The sequence below is a fragment of the Algoriphagus antarcticus genome (assembly GCF_002150685.1).
In the GTDB taxonomy this organism is placed as follows: Bacteria; Bacteroidota; Bacteroidia; order Cytophagales; family Cyclobacteriaceae; genus Algoriphagus; species Algoriphagus antarcticus.
Genome location: NZ_MSSW01000007.1, coordinates 107,167 through 127,810 on the forward strand (window position 1 = coordinate 107,167; position 20,644 = coordinate 127,810).

The 20,644-nt window shown below is 44.2% G+C and carries 8 protein-coding genes; 6 read left to right on the forward strand and 2 right to left on the reverse strand.

What is annotated here, in order from left to right; translation table 11 throughout:
* Positions 1-10 precede the first annotated feature (10 nt).
* Both BVH04_RS04220 and BVH04_RS04225 read right to left on the reverse strand, forming a co-directional pair.
* Positions 11-571: a Pycsar system effector family protein gene (locus tag BVH04_RS04220; RefSeq protein ID WP_086540078.1), complete on the reverse strand. Its 561-nt coding sequence runs from the start codon at positions 569-571 to the stop codon at positions 11-13.
* A 149-nt stretch (positions 572-720) separates the two neighbouring features.
* Positions 721-1,827 carry a hypothetical protein gene (locus BVH04_RS04225; protein ID WP_086540079.1) on the reverse strand — a complete coding sequence of 369 codons (1,107 nt, stop codon included), beginning with the start codon at positions 1,825-1,827 and terminating at the stop codon, positions 721-723.
* A 33-nt stretch (positions 1,828-1,860) separates the two neighbouring features.
* Here BVH04_RS04225 and BVH04_RS04230 point away from each other — a divergent pair, with 33 nt between their 5' ends.
* The 6 genes from BVH04_RS04230 (at position 1,861) to BVH04_RS04260 (ending at position 20,360) form a co-directional block, all read left to right on the forward strand.
* Complete coding sequence (locus BVH04_RS04230; RefSeq protein WP_086540130.1) at positions 1,861-2,187, forward strand: 2Fe-2S iron-sulfur cluster-binding protein; 327 nt, start codon at positions 1,861-1,863, stop codon at positions 2,185-2,187.
* Positions 2,188-2,195: 8 nt separating this feature from the next.
* Positions 2,196-2,780, forward strand: a complete 585-nt coding sequence (locus tag BVH04_RS04235; protein WP_086540080.1) for a thymidine kinase — start codon at positions 2,196-2,198, stop codon at positions 2,778-2,780.
* A gap of 275 nt (positions 2,781-3,055) precedes the next feature.
* Positions 3,056-3,745 (forward strand): DNA repair protein RecO, encoded by a 690-nt coding sequence (recO, locus tag BVH04_RS04240; protein ID WP_086540081.1) that lies wholly within the window; start codon positions 3,056-3,058, stop codon positions 3,743-3,745.
* 472 nt (positions 3,746-4,217) lie between these two features.
* Positions 4,218-6,020, forward strand: a complete 1,803-nt coding sequence (gene rho / locus BVH04_RS04245) for a transcription termination factor Rho (RefSeq protein WP_086540082.1) — start codon at positions 4,218-4,220, stop codon at positions 6,018-6,020.
* Positions 6,021-6,838: 818 nt separating this feature from the next.
* A complete protein-coding gene (locus tag BVH04_RS04255) occupies positions 6,839-8,089 on the forward strand; it encodes a glycine-rich domain-containing protein (protein WP_449353820.1) in 1,251 nt (416 codons plus the stop codon).
* 148 nt (positions 8,090-8,237) lie between these two features.
* Entirely contained in the window at positions 8,238-20,360 is a 12,123-nt protein-coding gene (locus tag BVH04_RS04260; RefSeq protein WP_086540085.1) for a beta strand repeat-containing protein, read from the forward strand.
* Positions 20,361-20,644: the final 284 nt, after the last annotated feature.

Sequence of the window (20,644 nt, forward strand, 5' to 3'; positions counted from 1 at the left end):
GGGCTATAGGCTAAAAGGCCGTCTTTAGTGCATAATACAATATAAAGACAAACACTAAGCCAATGTTAAATGATAAGTATCGGACGGAAAGGTTGACATTTCTGAATTTTGTTGCCGTGATCTTGGCATTAATGAAAACCTGCTCACCCAGTTGATCAAAAAGCGGTTTCCTGCTTGTACTTACTTTCTCCAACTCCTTGACGTAGTCTTTGATAGGGCCGTAGGAAGAAATAATGTTTCCGAAGAAAAATACGCTTTTGTCATAATTGGACTCAATCTGCGGCATAAAGCATCTGAAACTGTAGTAAATAGAAATGACGCTGAAAACGAACCATAGTCCCATGAATCCATAAGTCACAAAGTCAGCAGATGCCAGCTCGATCAAATGCTCATAAAACTGGAAAAAGACATTCATCAGTAAACCATAAAAAGACAGCACCAGGCCAGCTTTGATCTCAGAAGCTTTGATCAAATCACGTAAATACATGATTAGATACCAATAATTATCCACGGCATCTATGCCTGGTTCTAACGGAGGAAGGTCTTTCAGGTCTTGGAGTTTCTTACGCATTGATCAAAAAAGGCTTGCAGAAAAATATCAACATGTAAAAACAAGATAATCTGAGAATTAAGCAATTCCTATAAATTAAGGAGTTTTGATTTACAAAAAGAAAAAAGAGCTTTAAACCTGCTCTTTATACTCTTATACTTTGTAAGTGACTAAACTTCGAACTTTCTGTAAACAAGCAACAGAAACTCCTGTACCGGTTCTGCTTCTGCTTTCCATCCCAATTCACTTGCATAGCGAGAATTGACCAAAGCAATGGCCTCATCAAATGAATTACATTTGTCTAAGGATTTCAGCGCATGTTTGAGTAGATCTGCATTGCCGTCAAAAAGCTCTTTGGTAAACATAAAGCGCTGATTGATGGCGAGGCTTTCAGCAAGTTCACCCATTATCCCTTTCATCCCTTTATAAGAGAGCGTTTCAAATTTCGCTTTCAAATTATGTGAATCCAAACCATTAGAATAGGAATGCTGAGCTACTTTCAGTGGTTCTGGTTCCGCTGCTTTCACATACTCAGGAGTAACATTCCTACTTTCTGAGGCTTCTATTTCCACTTGATCGAAAAATGAGCTTTTGGTTTCCTGTTCCCTGGTCGGCTCCGGAGTTGGATTATTAGGAGGAGTTGGTTCCACTGATTCCTGAACCAAATAAAAATCCAAATCAAATGGCTTTACGTCTCCCAGAGTTGCCAGAAGCAAATTCACGGATTCCAAAGAATCCTGTATTGCCTGATAATTAGCTGCAACCGCTCTTAGGTAAGCACTTTCATCATGACCGAACCCCGTCTTATCTACTAAAAAAGTGACTGCCTGTGAATGCCATTTATAATACTTTCTATTTTCCTTCAGGAATTCATTGATTTGTCCAGACGGTGCTTTAGAAATCTCATTTTGGTAAAAGGTAACCGGATCTGTAGCAACTTGGATTGCCTGTTGCACAGATGTTTCCAACAACGGCTGTAACTGCTCCTTTTCTATTTTGATTCTTCTGGAAAGCACATTCATAAACTCAGTCAACGCCTCATGAACCGTGATATCCCGGTAATCAAAATAAGGATTGCTTTTGAGCTTGGCAAGCTCCTCTTGCCACAGTTCGAAGAGTCTTTTGATAATGAAGAAATTCACCTGGGCACTGTTGGTCAGCTGCACGATGTCCTGACCCGTCATGTATTGTTTGGAAGAGAAAAAATGCCCGCAAACAATTGCGGCATAGTCTTCGGCGTATTTTTCTAAATAATTGCTGTTAATTTGAGTTATCATTGAAGAGTGGTGTTTACAAAAGTCAACGAACAAATGCCTCAAATCGTCATAGAAAATCTATTTAATCTGAGGATTAATTCCAGTAGCGTTCATCGTAAAGTTATCGAAATTATTCATGAAAATGGTATCGACTGGATGCATGCCTGCGGGAAAAAAGGCCGATGTACCACTTGCAAAATCATACTGAAGACCGGAGAGGAAAACCTTTCCCCCCCTACCAAACCAGAACTTGATTTCCTCAAGCAGGGTAGATTGAGGCGTGGAGAAAGGCTGGCCTGCCAAGCTTACCTTCCTACTGGTGAGATAGTTGTCCGAGTAGGCGAAATAAATAAATTTCCACATATAGACTATAGCGAATAGTTTCAGGCATGTTTATAGAACCTTCAATTGGTAGGCTGAAGTCCTCAGGAAATAAAGGTCAGATCGAAGTGATTTGTGGCTCCATGTTTTCTGGAAAGACTGAAGAATTGATTCGGCGTCTGAATCGTGCCAGAATAGCAAAGCAAAAAGTAGAGATTTTCAAGCCATCAATTGATAAACGTTACGACGAAAACGATGTAGTTTCTCACAATGAGAACTCGATCCGATCAACTCCTGTAAATTTCGCAGATGATATCCTTTTACTCAGTGGAGACTGCGACGTAGTGGGAATCGATGAGGTTCAGTTTTTCGATGAGCAAATAGTAACTGTTGCACAAAAGCTAGCCGGACAAGGCAAGCGTGTAATACTCGCTGGGCTGGATATGGATTTTGAAGGAAAACCATTTGAGCCAATGCCCAAGCTGATGGCAATTGCGGAATATGTCACTAAAGTAAATGCCATTTGCATGAAATGTGGTGACTTGGCAGCATTTTCATTTCGACTCTCAGATGCGAAAGAGAAAGTGGTACTTGGAGAAAAGGAAAGCTATGAAGCCCGATGCAGAAAGTGTTTTTATGAAGATCGAAAATAGTAGGGTGTTGGATGTCGGATGACCGATGTTGGATTGCGATTTTGTCAGTTTAAGCGTCCTATTTGCCAAAGGCATGAAAGTCGAGGGCAATAATGTCACTTACAATTGAGAGTGCATTCGATTCCTCTGAGACGGACATAATGGACAGCGAAGTCTGACAGCAATAAAATAACAATTGAATAATGAATGTCGAATGATGAATAGCGAATGATGAAGTCACCACCGCCAATCATCACCCCCAACCCAAAAACGCAGTAGATAGACTACTTCAAAATATGCTCAAAAAGACTCAAGGGATAGTTCTAGGTGCCATTCGATACAAGGAAACGAGCATCATAGTGAAGATCTTTACCCGGGAGCTAGGTCTTAAATCCTATTTAGTAAACGGCGTTCGAACGCAAGGCAACAAGTCAAAAATAGCTTTATATCAACCATTGACATTATTGGATCTTGTGGTATATGATAAAGACAACGGTGGACTGCAACGGATTTCCGAAGCGCAACTATATAGAGCACATCAACTTATACCTTTTGATTTTACCCGGACGGGGATTGCGCTTTTCCTTACAGAAGTAATCAGTAAGTCTATCTATGAGAATTATCAGAACGAATCCCTGTTTGATTTTCTGCAAGATTGCATCATCCAACTAGACAGCAAAGATGTACATCTCGGACAATTTCCGCTGGTTTTTCTGATCGAGAAAGCCAGCTTTCTGGGCTTTGCTCCCCAAGAAGCACTGGGTTTTTTGACAGAAAGTCGATCACAGCCATTTTCTCCAAACGAGCTCGTTCAAGCTGAAAATTACCTGACAGCACTTATGACGGACTCATTTGCCAATGAAGCCAAGATAGGCAAGTTGCTCCGCCAAAAGCTTTTGGATCACCTACTCGACTTTTATAGTCAGCACTTGGACAATCCGGGAAACTGGAAATCTTTGGTGATTCTTAGGCAGATTAATGAATAGATCTCCCGTCAAGGCGCAGGTTTCTCGCGGCGGCGTAGCGGCGTGGCGAATTTAATCTTTGAGGTTTCCAGTAAAGCCATCGGGATTGAACCTCGAAGGTTTTGTAGTTATACCTCCCGCTAAGGAGCTAAGGCGAAATCATTCTCTCTAAATCTTTTCTCCACATCTCTGTGTACCTCCTTAAATACTCGGTGCATCTCTATGCCATATACCCAACCTCTCATTCTCCAATCTTCTTATTCTCTTTTCTCTAAATCTAAATTCTCGTCTCTCTTTTTTCTCTATATCACACAATTACAAAACAAATATTTGTTTAATACAAACTCATGGGTTAATATTGTGCCATCACCGTGTATGAGCAAGTCAGCCCGCTTTGACTTGAGTTGTTTCCTGCAGATCTTTTTTGCTCAGAAAATCATCCACGTTCTCAAATACCGCATTTACCACATTTTATTTATTTCATACCCTCTTTATGTACAACATAGAAGAACTCAGAGTCAGATTACTGTCTGAACTGAAGGAAATCGCAGAGGAGCTTGGTGTCAAAAACCACAAATCTCTTAAGAAAGACGAACTCGTCTATGCTATCCTCGACCAGCAGGCCATCACCCCAGAGCAAGCCTTGCCAAAAAAGAAACCTTCAGCAGCCACAGAGCCACCAAAAGCACCTGAAAAACCTGCAGAATCCGACAAACCTGTAGAATCCCCAAAACCTGCAGCTGCCAAACCAAATGAAGAGCCGGAATACAAGCCTAAATTCAAAAGACAAAACGTAACGGCAATCCCTAAAGCAGAAGAAACTCCAGCAGAAGAGCCTAAAAACACAGCAGAACCAAGAGCTAAAGAAGCTAAGCCGGATTGGAAAGCAAAAAAAGAAGCTCAGCCAGAACGCCCTGAAAGAAAACCTCAGCCACAAGCTGAAGCAAATGCTGAAGAACCTAAAACTTTCAGACCAAGACGTAAAGCCGTTGAAGAAGTAGAAACAACAACAGAGACTAAAGAAGAAAAGCCTGCTAATATTCCTACTCAAGCTAGGCCTGAGCAGGAAGTAGAGCTTCCCAAAAGAAGAAACTTCAAGTCGCCCGATGAGGTGATGGCTCCCGCAGCCGAAACAGTTCCTCATTCTAATCGCAGACGTCCAGGCGTGAATCCACGGGAATTCGACGGAGTCATCGACAATGAAGGCGTATTGGAAATGATGCAAGAAGGCTACGGCTTCCTTCGCTCATTGGATTACAACTACCTAGCTTCACCGGATGACATCTACGTCTCTCCAAGCCAAGTGAAACTTTTCGGCTTGAAAACCGGCGATCATATCAAAGGTTCTATACGCCCTCCCAAAGAAGGTGAAAAGTATTTCGCTCTTTTGAAGATCGCCACCGTAAACGGCAAGACTACAGATGAAATCAGAGACCGGGTTCCTTTCGAATACCTAACTCCACTTTTCCCTGAAGAAAGATTAAATCTATCTACCACAGGAGACAAATACTCCACGAGAGTTGTAGATCTTTTTGCTCCTATCGGAAAAGGCCAAAGAGGTATGATCGTGGCTCAGCCAAAAACCGGTAAAACGGTATTGCTACAGCAGATTGCAAATGCTATTACGATAAATCACCCTGAGGTTCATTTGATGATCTTGCTGATCGACGAGCGACCTGAAGAGGTGACGGATATGGCTCGTTCGGTGAGAGCAGAGGTGATTTCCTCCACATTTGATGAGACTGCCGACAGACATGTGAAAGTGTCAAATATCGTTTTGGAAAAAGCCAAGCGTATGGTGGAAGTAGGTCATGATGTAGTGATTCTTTTGGATTCTATCACCAGACTTGCCCGAGCTCACAACACTGTGGTTCCAAGTTCTGGAAAAATCCTTTCCGGTGGTGTGGATGCGAATGCATTGCACAAACCAAAGCGTTTCTTCGGTGCAGCACGTAACGTGGAAAATGGCGGTTCATTGACCATCATTGCTACAGCTCTTGTAGAAACAGGATCTAAAATGGATGAGGTGATCTTTGAAGAATTCAAAGGAACCGGTAACATGGAACTTGCACTTGACCGTAAGCTTTCCAACAGAAGAATCTATCCTGCCATCGATGTGCTTAATTCAGGCACTCGTCGTGAGGATCTCTTGATGGACAAAGAAGAGATGCAGCGTGTATGGATCCTTCGCAAACTGATGAGCGATATGAACTCTCAGGAGTCTATGGAATTCCTCTTGAACAGAATGAAAGGAACGCGCGACAATGCGGAGTTCTTGATCAGTATGAATGGGTAGAAAGTCGGGTGACCGATGTTGGATGTCCGATGCTGAGAGACGGAAATAATCGTTTCCAACAATAATATAATGAGAAACCGGCTTGAGAAAGTCGGTTTTTTTCTTTGCTACGCCAGCAAAATAGCTTTTCCAAAAGTTTGAAAACATTGGAAAAGCTTTTAACTATAAATGGTCCTTGATTCGCGAGAGTCAGGGACTTTTTTTATTCGGATTGCAAATCCTAGGTTAGGGTTTCACGATTACAAATCCCGAAACGCAGATTCTGAGAAAATTGATGAGGGATATGAACTCTCAGAAATCGATAGAATTCCATCTCAACCGAATGAAAGGAACCCGGGACAATGCTGAGTTCTTGATCAGTATGAACGGGTAGCACTCCAATTCAATTAACACTTAAAGGCTCTTGATTTAAACAAATCAAGAGCCTTTTTGTTTTTATGCTGAATCGAATCGGAAGTATATAATTCATGGAAATTCAACAGTTATATTCAAAATATGAAGCGCGTTTTAACCTATACTAACAACATTTATTTAAATGAATTTATACGTTTAAATAAAAGTCTAACTATCTTTGAAATACCCCTATTTGATTAATTAGTAATCCTATTAGCTCACCCAAGCCCTCTTTACCAAGCAATTCTTTAATGAGTAGTAAATTTTTTGTGTCTCTTATTGTGTTTTCCTAAGCATTACTTTCTTGTAATGAGGCTTGTGCCCAATATTTAAGGTCTGTAACTGCGACCAAGACCTATACATCAAACGGATCTTTTACGATTACGGACCTTTCAGACATTCTTGGATTTGACCCCAATAATGAGATTTTTGCTGTAGCAGAAGTTGAGGTGGTGATAGTGGGAGGTGGGGGAGGTGCCGGACGCGGGCGTGCAGCCGGAGGAGGTGGAGGTGGTCAAGTTAAAATTGAAACAATTACTTTAAACTTAGGAGCAAGTTTGGTGATAACAATCGGACAAGGGGGAAAGGGAGCACAGCAATCAGGTAATAATACCGATAATGGATTAACGGGTGAAAATACTGTTGTCAGTTTAAATTCCGGATCCTTTTCTCAAGCATACACTTCAAGTGGTGGTCAGGGTGGATCCGGAAGTGGAAATGGGGGTTCAAATGGAAATGGAAATGCGGGAGGTTTGGTCAATGGACCTGGACAGAATGCTAAAGGTGGTGGCGGTGGAGGTGCAGTTGGACCTGGTACTAATGGAAGCGGAAATGGATCTTCCTCTACTGGCGGACAAGGTGGTAATGGAGTATTTATAGCTTCCACCGGTAATTCATATGGTGCAGGAGGCGGCGGAAATGGGAGGAATGGAGGATCTGGTGGATCTGGTGATGGAGGAAATTCAAATCCATCTGGACCAGGAGAAAATGCAGCTTCCAATTCAGGATCTGGGGGTGGCGCAGGAAGTTCTTCCACCTCAGGAGGTAATGGTTCAAACGGAAAAGTTATCGTCCAAATTGTTTATCGAATTTTGCCTGTAGAATTCCTTTATTTCAATGCAAAATATTCTGAATCTAATAGAACCGGAGAACTAAGTTGGATTACTGCCAAAGAATGGGAAAATGCGCATTTCAATATCGAACGATCTGTAAATACAGTCACTTCTTGGGAAAAGATCGGGGAGTTAGCTGGACAAGGGTACTCAGATGCTCCGGTAGAATATGATTTTAGAGATTCTAACCTCCCAATCGCCGGAGGGAATATCTTCTACCGATTAAAGCAAGTCGATTTCGAGGGAAATTCTGCCTACAGTGAAACCCGAGCGATCAAGGTGGAACCTCTGCCTGGCATTACCTATTGGAGAGTATTCCCTAATCCTACCACAGGATCTCCTTTTAACATAGAAATCATGGATCCATCTGCCTATCGTGATGAGCCGATCAGCCTACGAGTTATCGCTCCGACCGGTCAATATGAGCTATTTCAGGTAGATCAAATACGAGAAATGGGGGCTTTGGTGAGTAGCTATTTTGAATCAAAAGCCGCTGGAGTTTATACTATCGAGATCGCTTGGGGGGCAAAGGGAGAATACCATAAAGTCATACTGAGACGGTAAGAAAGCTTTTTTTTTAGCTTCTGATTCTCAGCTTTTTAAACTATCATTCACGCTTAAAATTATCTGAAAACCATTTTAATGTATTTGAAAAAAATAAAGTTAGTTTTAAAATAGAATTAATTACTTTACTGGCAAATTTGCCTTAGTAATGCCCTTTAAGGAAACTCCTAACTTCCATTTTTCCCTTTTTTTTACCCGTTTTTTAGCCATTAGAAGGTTGGGGATGATTCTATTTTTGATTTTTGGATGGGGAGTGAGTGAGGGATTTGGGCAGATAGCTTTTAGGGGATCCTCCACCAACACAAGTAATGGGGGTTCAATAATCATTACTGCGCCTGCAACCTTACAAGTTGGTGATTTGATGATCGTTAATATTGCTGAAAGTGATAATGATGGAGCCACTTTAGGTCAAGGAGGTTACTTGGCTGGATGGACAACTATTGCTTCTGGTGTGTTTGCCTCGGCTGGAAATGATAGATGGGCTGTAGCTTGGCTGTACAAGATTGCAGATGCCGGTGATGTGGCCAACCGTAATTTTGGTTTTGATGCAGATAATCAGGCGGAGAGCATTGTCGGAGGTATTGCTACCTTCTCGGGAGTTGATTCTTCTAATCCTTTCGACGTAATTGGAAATCCCTATGTAGGTACCGGAGATGATGTTATTTCAGATGAGATTTCTCCGACTGTAGCTGGAAATGCTTTAGTAATGCTGGCTGCCATAGCAGACAATACTACCTATGCGGATGATGGATGGAATACAAATACTCCTGGTCCTGGCGTACTACAATTAACAGAAATTTTTGAACAAACATCCACAACAAGTGCTAACTTATCCGTCGGAGCTGCTTGGGTTCTAAATCCTAACACCGGTAATACCGGAGATGGAGACGCGGAAATGAATGGTAGTCAAAATGATACCTATGCTTCAATCCTTTTAGCCCTTCGGCCTTGTAATACGACAACCGGAATGTTGAGTGGCGCACAAACAATCTGCGCTGGGGGAACTACTACTTTTACTTCCACTTTATCAGGTGGTTCTTGGTCAACTAGTAGCGCTGCAATTGCCACAATCAATTCTTCAACAGGAGTTATTACCGGAGTTTCTGCGGGTACAGCTTCGATGACTTATACTGTCACAGGAACAGGTGGATGTGCAAATGGTACAACTACTCGGACAGTGACAGTAACTGCCCCCCCATCCAGCTTAAGCTATACTATCAATAGTCCAACCTACTGTGCAGGTCAGACAATTACCGCTAATAGTGCAACCAGCGGAGGCGGTGCAGCAACCAGTTTTTCAGTATCCCCAGCTTTACCTGCGGGTTTAACATTTAATACTACTACGGGACAAATAACCGGTACACCAACCACAACTGTCGGTTTACCAGCAGCTAACTATACCGTTAGAGCAACCAATTCATGCGGATTTACCGAAAGGGTCTTGAATATTACAATTACCCCGGCAGCCCCAACCGGCTTAAGCTATACTGCTAATGGACCTTTAACCTATTGTGCAAGTCAGCCAATAACACCTAATAACGCAAGTACTAGCGGAGGGGGTGCTGCAACAAGCTTTTCAGTATCGCCAGCTCTCCCCGCCGGTTTGACACTAAATACAACTACCGGACAGATAACCGGCACACCAACCACAGTAGCGGGTGTAGCAACAGCTAACTATGTCGTAAGAGCAACCAATTCATGCGGATTTAACGAAAGGACGTTGAATATTAGAATTACGCCTGCAGCCCCCACCGGCTTAAGCTATACCTCAAACGGCCCTCTAGCCTATTGTGTGGGTCAGGCTATAACCCCTAATAGCACAAGTACAAGCGGAGGCGGTGCAGCAACCAGTTTTTCAGTATCCCCAGCTTTACCTGCGGGTTTAACATTTAATACTACTACAGGACAAATAACCGGTACCCCAACCACAACTGGCGGTGTACCAGCAGCTAATTATACAGTAACCGCATCCAATTCATGTGGAAGTACCACAAGGGTCTTAAATATTAGAATTTCTACAAACACCCTCACCCTAACTTCGGCTCCTGCAACTACAGCGCAGATAGTATGTATCAATACACCGATCACTCCGATCACTTATGCTACCACCAATGCCACAGGGGCAACCTTTGCTAATCTTCCGCTAGGTGTCACAGGATCTTGGGCTGGGAATGTAGTAACCATCAGTGGTACTCCAACGGAAGCTAAACCAGCGCTTGCCTATACCGTCATATTGACTGGCGGTTGCGAAACAATCACCACCGTAGGAACGATAGCGGTTAATCCAGATAATACCATCACGCGAACCTCTGCCGCGGCTACAACTGCACAGACCGTATGTATCGATACCCCGATCACACCCATCACCTATTCGACTACCGATGCCACAGGGGCTATATTTACCAACCTTCCAACAGGTGTCACAGGATCTTGGGCTGGGAATGTAGTAACCATTAGCGGTACACCTACAGTAGCCGGAGCTGCATTGACCTATACCGTCACATTGACAGGAGGTTGTGGAGCAATCATCACCACAGGTTCCATTGCCGTTACTCCAAATAATACCCTTACCCTAACTTCTGCTGCTGCGACCTCCACCCAGGCAGTATGTATCAATACAGCAATTGTTCCTATCACGTATATGACAACCGGAGCAACCAATGCGGCGGTTACCAACTTACCCGCAGGTGTCACTGGAACTTGGGCAGGCGATGTGGTAACCATAAGTGGTACGCCTACAGTAGCGGGAGCAGCACGTACTTATACCGTTACATTGACCGGTGGTTGCAGTACAAGCACCACTACTGGTACTATAGCCGTTAATCCAGATCCAACAATCAATGTAGGAGGTGCTTTAGCAGCTATCTGTCAAGGAGCAACATCAGCACAGATGGGAGGTAGTGTGGGTGGAAGTGCTACAGGTGGCACGTGGAGTGGCGGGGCAGGCACCTGGACGAATGCAAATAACCCTGCAACGGCAACTTACACCGCAGGTGCTGGTGAGTCGGGTTCAATCACCTTGACTTTAACAAGCAGCGGTGGTTCTTGCGGAACAACTTTTGTAACTAAGACTGTTACAGTCAATCAAACTCCAACTGCCAATGAAGGAGCAGCTTTAGCAGCTATCTGTCAAGCAGCAACATCAGCAGCCATGGGCGGTAACGTGGGCGGTGGAGCCACAGGCGGTACTTGGAGTGGCGGAGCAGGTACTTGGACAAATCCCACCAACCCTGCAACGGCAACTTACACCGCAGGTGCTACTGAGTCGGGTTCCATCACCTTGACCTTAACCACAAGCGGAGGTTCTTGCGGAACAACTTTTATAACTAAGACTATCGCAGTCAATCAAAACCCGACTGCCACTGTAGGGCCCGCTTTAGCAGCGATTTGTCAAGGGGATACATCAGCAGCCATGGGTGGTAGTATAGGTGGAGGAACATCAGGCGGCACCTGGAGTGGTGGAACAGGTACCTGGACAAATCCAACCAACCCTTCATCTGCAACTTACACTGCAGGTGCTTCTGAGTCGGGTTCGATCACATTGACCTTAACCACAAGCGGTGGTTCTTGCGGAACAGTTAATACAACCAAGACTATTACAGTAAATCCTAACCCAACCGCTAATGCTGGAGGCGATTTAGCAGCTATCTGTCAAAGTGCAACATCTGCAGCCATGGGCGGTAGCGTTGGTGGAGGAGCTACGGGCGGTACTTGGAGTGGCGGAGCAGGTACCTGGATAAATGCTACGAATCCAGCTACAGCAACATACACCGCAGGGGCTACTGAGTCGGGTTCAATCACCTTGACTTTAACAAGCAGCGGTGGTTCTTGCGGAACAGTTACTGCAATCAAAACTATTAGAGTAAATCCTAACCCAACTGCCAATGCAGGAGCAGCTTTAGCAGCTATCTGCCAAGGGGGAACATCATCAGCCATGGGCGGTAGTATTGGTGGAGGAGCTACGGGCGGCACATGGAGTGGCGGAGCAGGTATCTGGACAAATGCTACTAATCCAGCTACAGCAACGTACACCGCTGGTATCTCTGAGTCAGGTCCCATTACATTGACCTTAACCACTAGCGGTGGTTCTTGCGGAACAACTTTTGTAACTAAGACTATTACAGTCAATCAAACTCCAACTGCCAATGCAGGACCCGATTTAGCAGCGATTTGTCAAGGAGCTGCATCAGCAGCCATGGGCGGTAGTGTCGGTGGTGGAGCTACAAGTGGTACATGGAGTGGCGGAGCAGGTATATGGACAAATGCCAACAATCCTTCAACGGCAACTTACACCGCAGGTGCTACTGAGTCGGGTTCCATCACCCTGACCTTAACCACAAGCGGAGGTTCTTGCGGAACAACTACTGCGACTAAAACAATTATCGTCAATCCAACCCCAGCAATTAGTAACATGATCACCTCGGTTTGTACCGATGGCACTTTTACAATTATACCAGTTAACGGCACTGATGGAAATGTTCCAGCAGGGACAACTTATTCCTGGTCTGCACCTGTTGTCACAGGTGGAATGACAGGTGGAGCAGCAGGCAGCTCAGCAACTAGTATTTCTGGCACCCTAAGAAATACAAACAATGGAGCGCAAACAGCTACCTATACCGTTACGCCTACGACTGGAAGTTGCACAGGTACTCCTTTTACAGTAATCATAACGGTAAATGTAGCAACCGCAATAAATTTTCCTCCCGATAACACCAATCGATTCAAATGCTTTGGAGATGGTTTTCCTCCTTTATCAGTGGGTGCGATTGGAGGAGATTTAACCTATCAATGGTTTAGTAATACCACTCAATCAAATATAGGGGGGACTTTGATAGCAGGAGCAGAATCTGTAAGCTATGCACCTCCTTCTGCTATAGAAGGTATTACTTATTATTACGTGGTAGTTACCGGCTCCTGTGGAACCCAGACTTCTGCTCCCTCAGGAGAATATACAGTCAATCCATCAAAGACTTTAATTACTGTGGATCCTTCTGATGTTGATCAAACTGTATGTCTGGGAGATACTTTTACTACTATTTCGGCTTTAGCATCCGGTGAGGGCACGATAAATTACCAATGGTATAGCAATTCAAATCCGACCAATAGTGGGGGCATTTTAATTCCTGGGGAAATCAATGAAGATTATACCCCACTAGCTTCATCGGTAGGAACTAGCTACTATTATGTACTAGCCTCAAGTGATTGCGGAACCGTTTCAACAGCAGTTTCAGGAGCTTTTACTGTTGATCCCAAACCACAAATAAATGATATGACCGATGCAGTCTGTAGCGAGGCAGGGTTTACAGTTTCCCCAGTTGATGGCACAAATGGCGTGGTTCCAGCGGGAACTACCTATTCATGGGCAATACCTGCTGTATCCGGTGGGCTAAGTGGTGGAGCATCAGGCAGTGGAAATAGCATTACAGGTACTTTAACCAATTCAACTAATACTACTCAAACAGCTACTTACACTGTTACACCTATAACCGGAACTTGTCCGGGAGCTACTTTTACAGTTACTGTTACTGTTGATCCAAAAGCGGCGATAAGTAACATGACTGATATGATATGTAGCGGTGAAGGGTTTGCCTCTACACCAGGTAATGGGACAAATGGTTTGATACCTGCCGGAACAACTTATTCATGGCCAGCTCCAGTGGTAACTGGGGGACTTACCGGTAGAGCTTCTGGAAGTGGAGAAAGCAGCATTACGGGGATTTTGTCCAACCCAACTAACATCGCTCAAACGGCTACTTATACAATTACACCTCTATCAGGAAGTTGTGCAGGACCTACTTTCACTTTAACTGTCACAGTTAGTCCAAAACCAGCAATAACGGCATCAACCAGTTCCGTATGTGGTGATGCAGCTTTTACAGCTACACCAGCTAACGGCACGAATGGGGTGGTTCCTGCTGGAACTACCTATGCTTGGTTGGCACCAACTGTAACAGGAGGACTTATTGGAGGAACAGCTAGTATTGGCTCCCCAACCAGCATCACAGGGACTCTTTCCAATCCAACAAATACCGCTCAAACTGCTACCTATACGGTGATACCTACGTCAGGAAGTTGTAAAGGGCCTGCTTTCACAGTAACTGTGACAGTCAGTCCAAGACCAGCAGTGACAAACATGGTCAATGCAGTATGTAGTGGTTCAGGTTTTACAACAACACCGATAAATAGTACTAATGGAATTGTGCCAGCGGGTACGACCTATTCTTGGCCTGCTCCGGTTGTGACTGGAAGTTTGACCGGAGGCGCAGCAAGCAGTAGCTCGCCAACCAGCATTACAGGTACTTTAACCAATCCAACTACTTCTCCTCAAACTGCCACATATACAGTCACTCCGATAACCAGTTCTTGTGCGGGCACTACTTTTACGGTGACAGTGACAGTAAACCCAACACCGGTATTGAATAGTACATTAACTCCTGCGGCGATCTGTAGCAATTCTGCATTCAACTATACTCCGACTAGCCTTACGAGCGGTACGGCCTTCACTTGGACAAGGGCAGCGGTAACAGGTATCAGCAATGCAGCAGTGACTGTTGCGCAGTCTTCAAATCCAAATGAGACTTTAATAAACACCACCGCCAGCCCAGTTGATGTGGTATATGCTTATACCATCACAGCAAACGGTTGTAGTAATACACAGAATGTAACGGTAAGGGTAAACCCAATACCTACGCTCAATAGTACATTAACACCTGTTGCGATCTGTAGCAATTCTGCGTTTACCTATACTCCGTCTAGCCTTACGAGTGGTGCGACCTTTACATGGACTAGAGCAGCGGTAACTGGTATAAGCAATGCCGCGGTTACCACCGCTCAGTCAACCAATCCAAATGAAATCTTAATCAACACTACTGCTAACCCAGTTAGTGTGGTGTATTCTTATACTACCACTGCAAACGGCTGCAGCAACACACAGAACGTAACGGTATCTGTAAGCCCTAGACCAGTGGTCTCCAATCGGACAGCAGCAATTTGCAGCGGCTCAGAATTTACCATTTCGCCAGCTAACGGTTCGCCAACTTCAGCCACTATCGTCCCTACGGGTACAACTTATACTTGGACAGTGGTAGATAATCCTAACGTAACAGGTGACTTGGCTCGGGGAACGCCACCAACGAATATTTCTCAGACTTTGGTTAATACTTCGGCTGTAATTCAAACGGTAACCTACACAATTACTCCCTCTGTAGGAGGTTGTACAGGGCCTTCATTTACAGCAACTGTAACGGTCAACCCGACTCCGATATTGAGCAGCGCAACTGCTGTGACCCGATGTACCAATCTATCAACTAGCTATACAGCGATAAGCACAACGCCAAGCACAACTTTCTCATGGACTCGTGCGGTGGCTGCTGGAATCAGCAATGGTGCTGGCAGTGGGGCGAGTGCAACAGCAAACGAGAACCTGATAAACACAACAGCAAATCCTGTTAATGTTGTTTATGTCTATACATTGACGGCAAACGGTTGCAGCAATACCCAGAATGTAACTGTTACTGTGAACCCTAGACCGGCAATTACTCCAATTACACAAGCGATTTGTAGCGGCGAAACCTTTACAGTTTCGCCTGTTAACGGCGCGAATGATATAGTTCCGGCTGGTACAACTTTCACTTGGACAGTCGCACCTAATGGCAGCGTTACGGGTGAGACTAATCAAGCAACACCACAAGCAAATATTTCTCAATTATTAACTAATAGTACTACTTCAGTTCAGACAGTAGTTTATACCGTCACACCAACCTCAGGAAGTTGCGCAGGAACTCCTTTTACGGTAACCATAACCGTAAAACCAACCCCTACAGTAAATGCAGTAAGCAACCAAACTCTATGTAATGGGTTAAACACTAATGCTGTTAATTTCACAGGCAATGCGGTGGCGGGCAAGGTTTATACTTGGACAAATGACACCCCTTCAATTGGATTAGCGGCTTCAGGCACAGGAAATATCCCTTCTTTTACTTCAACCAATACTGGTGCAGCACCAGTTACTGCAACAATTACAGTTACGCCAGTTGCAAATGGCTGTCCTGGAACTCCAAGAAATTTTACCATTACTGTTAACCCTTCACCTGTAGTGACATTATTGGCAGATTATTGTGCCGTAGGTGGAAGAGTAAGATTAATAGCAAGTTCAAACATACCAGTAACCTGGGCATGGAGCACATCCCCTTCAACTAGCTCAACTATTGACGTGGATCTTGCCGGATCATTTACTGTGACAGCAACTTCTACTGCCGGATGTGTTACAACAGCTACCATCAGTGTAGCTCAGGAATTGGTAATCGATGGATCCTTTACAAACTTTGATCCGAATAATATAAGTTTCACTACTGGTAACATTTATGTAGCTAATAATCCACTTGTCACTAACGAATTAACTCCAGAAGGCCTTTATGGAGTTGGTCAAAGTGCACGAGATTATCATCCAAATTTTTGGGGGATTGATCACACCAACAATGCTGTGGGACCAAGAAATCTAATGATTTTCAACACATTGTTGCCTTCAACAACAGTTTGGCAACAAGAGGTTAACGTTCAACCTAATACTGAATATTATTTTTCTGGATGGGCCATGAGTATAAATAATGCTAGCCCTTTTGCAGAACTGATCTTTGCCGTGAATGGAGATGAGCTAGGTATCTCAGCAGCTTTACCGACTGGACCAACTAATGCAACTGAAGTCAATAATAACATCTATTGGAGACGTTTTTATGGTTCATGGAATTCAGGTGCTATCAGTGGCAATATTAATATTAGTATTGTAAACTTACAAGGATCATTAAGTGGAAATGACTTCGCTCTAGATGACATCTCTTTTGGTACTCTATCGACATTTTTAAGATTGACCTCTGCTGTTGGTACAGATAGTCAAACTGTTTGTCAAAATTCTCCATTAACCGATATTACTTACACAGCAGGTAGTGGAATCGCAGGCCCAACAGTTATTGGTTTGCCACCAGGAATTACTACCTCATGGAACGGAGTAACCTTAAGATTTAATGGTTCACCAACAACAGCAGCTATAGGGACATATAACTATACAGTTTCTACCACTGGAAATTGTGTACCCGCCATTGCTACTGGTACAATTACAGTTATTCCAATCCATACCATCACTGCAGGAAGCAACCAAACGGTTTGCCAAAATGCCTCAATAGCAAATATTACCATGACTTTGGGCGGTGGAGCTACGGGTGCAACAGTGACAGGCTTGCCGACAGGTTTGACATCTAGTGCATCAGGTAATACACTGACAATAAGCGGCACTCCTACAGTTTCAGGTCCGTTCAATTACACAGTAACTACCACAGGAAATACTTGTGCTACAGCGACTGCAACAGGAACAATCACAGTCAGTCCAATCCATACCATCACTGTAGGAAGCAACCAAACGGTTTGTCAAAATGCAGCGATGGGAAATATCACAATGACGTTGGGTGGTGGAGCTACAGGCGCTACCGTTACAGGTTTGCCAACAGGCGTTAACTCTAGCGTATCAGGGACAACCCTGACAATAAGTGGCACTCCAACAGTTTCAGGTCCTTTTAACTACACAGTAACTACCACCGGTAATGCTTGTACCATAGCTACTACAAATGGTACAATTACAGTAACTCCATTGAATACAGTCGTCGCAGGAACAAACCAAACCGTTTGTATCAATAGCGCTATTACAACTGTCACCTTGGCTACAACTGGTGCAACCGGCGCAATAGTAACTGGTTTGCCAGCAGGTGTGACAGGCACTTGGGCAGGTAACGTTGTGACAATTAGTGGTATTCCAACCGCTTCAGGATCATTTAACTATACAGTAACCACAACAGGCGGTTGTTTGCCAGCTACCACAACAGGCACAATAATAGTTACCCCAAACAATACAGTTACAGCATCAACTCAGCAAGCGGTTTGTATTAACACATCTTTGTCTCCAACTATAACCCATACTACAACAGGAGCTACCGGAATTGTGCCGCAAGGAGGCGGTGTAAGCTACAATTTGCCTAATGGCGTTACAGCAAGCTGGAATGCAGGTGTCCTTACCATTTCCGGAACACCAACCGAAGAAGGAATTTTCAATTACAGTATCCCCTTGACCGGAGGATGCGGGTCAGTAAGCGCAACCGGAACCATCACGATTTCAAACCCTAGCTATCCTATCTCAAGCATCAGTGTGGTAAATCCACCCTTTGGAACTCCGCCTTACACCTCCACATTTACTGTCTTTAGTCCAGGATTCACACTGGGAACTTATACACTTATATATAGCACTTCTGGAATTAACCAAGTAGCAAATCAGACTCTTACCGCTACTGTCACCACGGCGGGTCAGCTTACCTTCTCATCTCTCCCGTATACTACCGAGGGGACAACTCTTTTAACAATCCTTTCAATACAAAAAAGTACGGATCTCTGCCCTTATTTCCCTTCAAATAATACTGCTACTTATGGAATAAACTGTAGCTCAGAATATTTTAAGGTGAATGGAGAAGCTACTTTCTATGTGCCTACTAATGTATCCGAAGTCACTATTCAGGTATTTGGAGATGGATTGGGAGGCAACACAGACTCCGAAACCATGAACGTATTGCCTGCTGGAATTATTTTTATTGTATTCGACGGAACTGATGTCTTTGCAACCGAGGTTTCTCCAACTGAGCCAATTGCAGTTAGACTAGCCCAAGCAATCGTAAGCACAACAGGACCTAATGGAAGAATAGTAATCACTTATGACTGTAGTACTTTACCTCCCTGTGCCTCTGTACAAGATAATGGAACACAGTATACAGATTCGGAAGGATATACGATTTTGAGATTTGATTTTGCCGGACCATGTGCTTGGGCTGCACCGGATGGATTGGATGAGTTTGAGGTATTAGTCGTCGGTGGAGGCGGAGGCGGAGGCTTTGGCGAAGCTGCCGGTGGCGGTGGCGGTGGAGCTGTTGTATATCAGCAATACCAAGGGATAACGATGAGTGGACTTCCCGGGCTTCAAGGTGCTTCATTCCCTCTATTCGTGGGAGATCAAGGCCCGGGAGCAACCACAGCTACCCAAGGTGGAAATGGAGTTGCCTCTACCTTTACTGGACCTGATTTTGATTTTTCGGGTGGAAATTCATTCGTTGCTCTTACTGCAGCAGGTGGTGGAGGCGCAGGCTCCTCAAGTGCCAACCCTACAATTAGACAGGGTGCAGATGGTGCTTCTGGCGGAGGTGGTGCAGCCTCAGGAACTGATGAATCTGCTGGCGGGAATGGAAATGTTGGTACTAGTGGAGGAGATGGAATTGGAGAAACTTTTGGTTCTTCTGGTGCAGGTGGTGGTGGATTCTCAGGTTTAGGCTTATCCGGAACATATACTGCTGGAAATGGAACTATGGCTGGTGGAACAGGAGGAATGGGTGAAGAAAGAACTATTTCGGGCGAGGCTATTTATTATGGTGCTGGAGGAGGAGGAACATCTTCTGGAGCAACAACCAATCAATCAGGAATAGGTGGAAGTTCTTACCTAGGTTCCAATGGTGCGCAGTTTTATTCAGGTGGAAGTGGAACTAATAATGGTTTTGGTCAATTAGCAACAACCTATGGATCGGGTGGAGGTGCCGGAAGATTAGGCGGTTCTTCTGGCTTCCCAGGGGTCGTGTATATTCGCTACCCTAATTTCCGTATCCTCCCAGTCGAATACCTCTACTTCAATGCAAAATACAACTCATTTGAAAGAGCTGGAGACTTGACTTGGGCCACTGCCAAAGAATGGGAAAATGACCGCTTTGAAATTGAGCGATCTGTGAATAATGTGAAGGAATGGGAAGCTATCAGTGAGGTGGACGGAGCGGGATACTCAGATAAGGAAGTGAAGTACGACTACTCAGATATAAAATTGCCAGTAGCCGGAGGAAATATTTTCTACCGCTTGAAGCAATACGATTTTGATGGAGACTTTACCTATAGTGACACTAAGTCAATCAAGGTTGAAGCGCTACCTGGTACTACGCATTGGAGAGTGTTCCCAAATCCAACCACCGGTACCCCATTCAATATAGATATCTTGGATCCATCAGCATATCAGGATGAGCCGATTACTCTGAGAATTATCTCTGCTACTGGTCAGTTCGAAACGATTCAGGTTTCTGAAATGAAGCAGATGGGAGCTCAAGTCAGTGATTGGTTTACAACCCGGGCATCTGGAATCTATACCATAGAGATCATTTGGGGTGCTCAGCGGGAATATCATAAGGTAATTCTTAGAAGGTAGAATTTAACTGCTCTTAAATATTGAAATCCCTGTCGAATTAAAATCTGACAGGGATTTTTTTATTAAGGGTTTTTCAAGAATTCACCGAGGTTCTGACTAACCTGGCGACAGAGGAGGTCACCTACCAAGGTTAACTCTGGGCATGCGGTTGTTGCGCTCGGAATGATTTGCAATCACAAGAACATACTGAGGATTGTAAATTGGTAAACAGCTTTGTTCAATTCTTTTTTGCCTTCATTCATATCATCATAAATGGTTTTCCCTTTCGCTATTCTAGGTAGTGC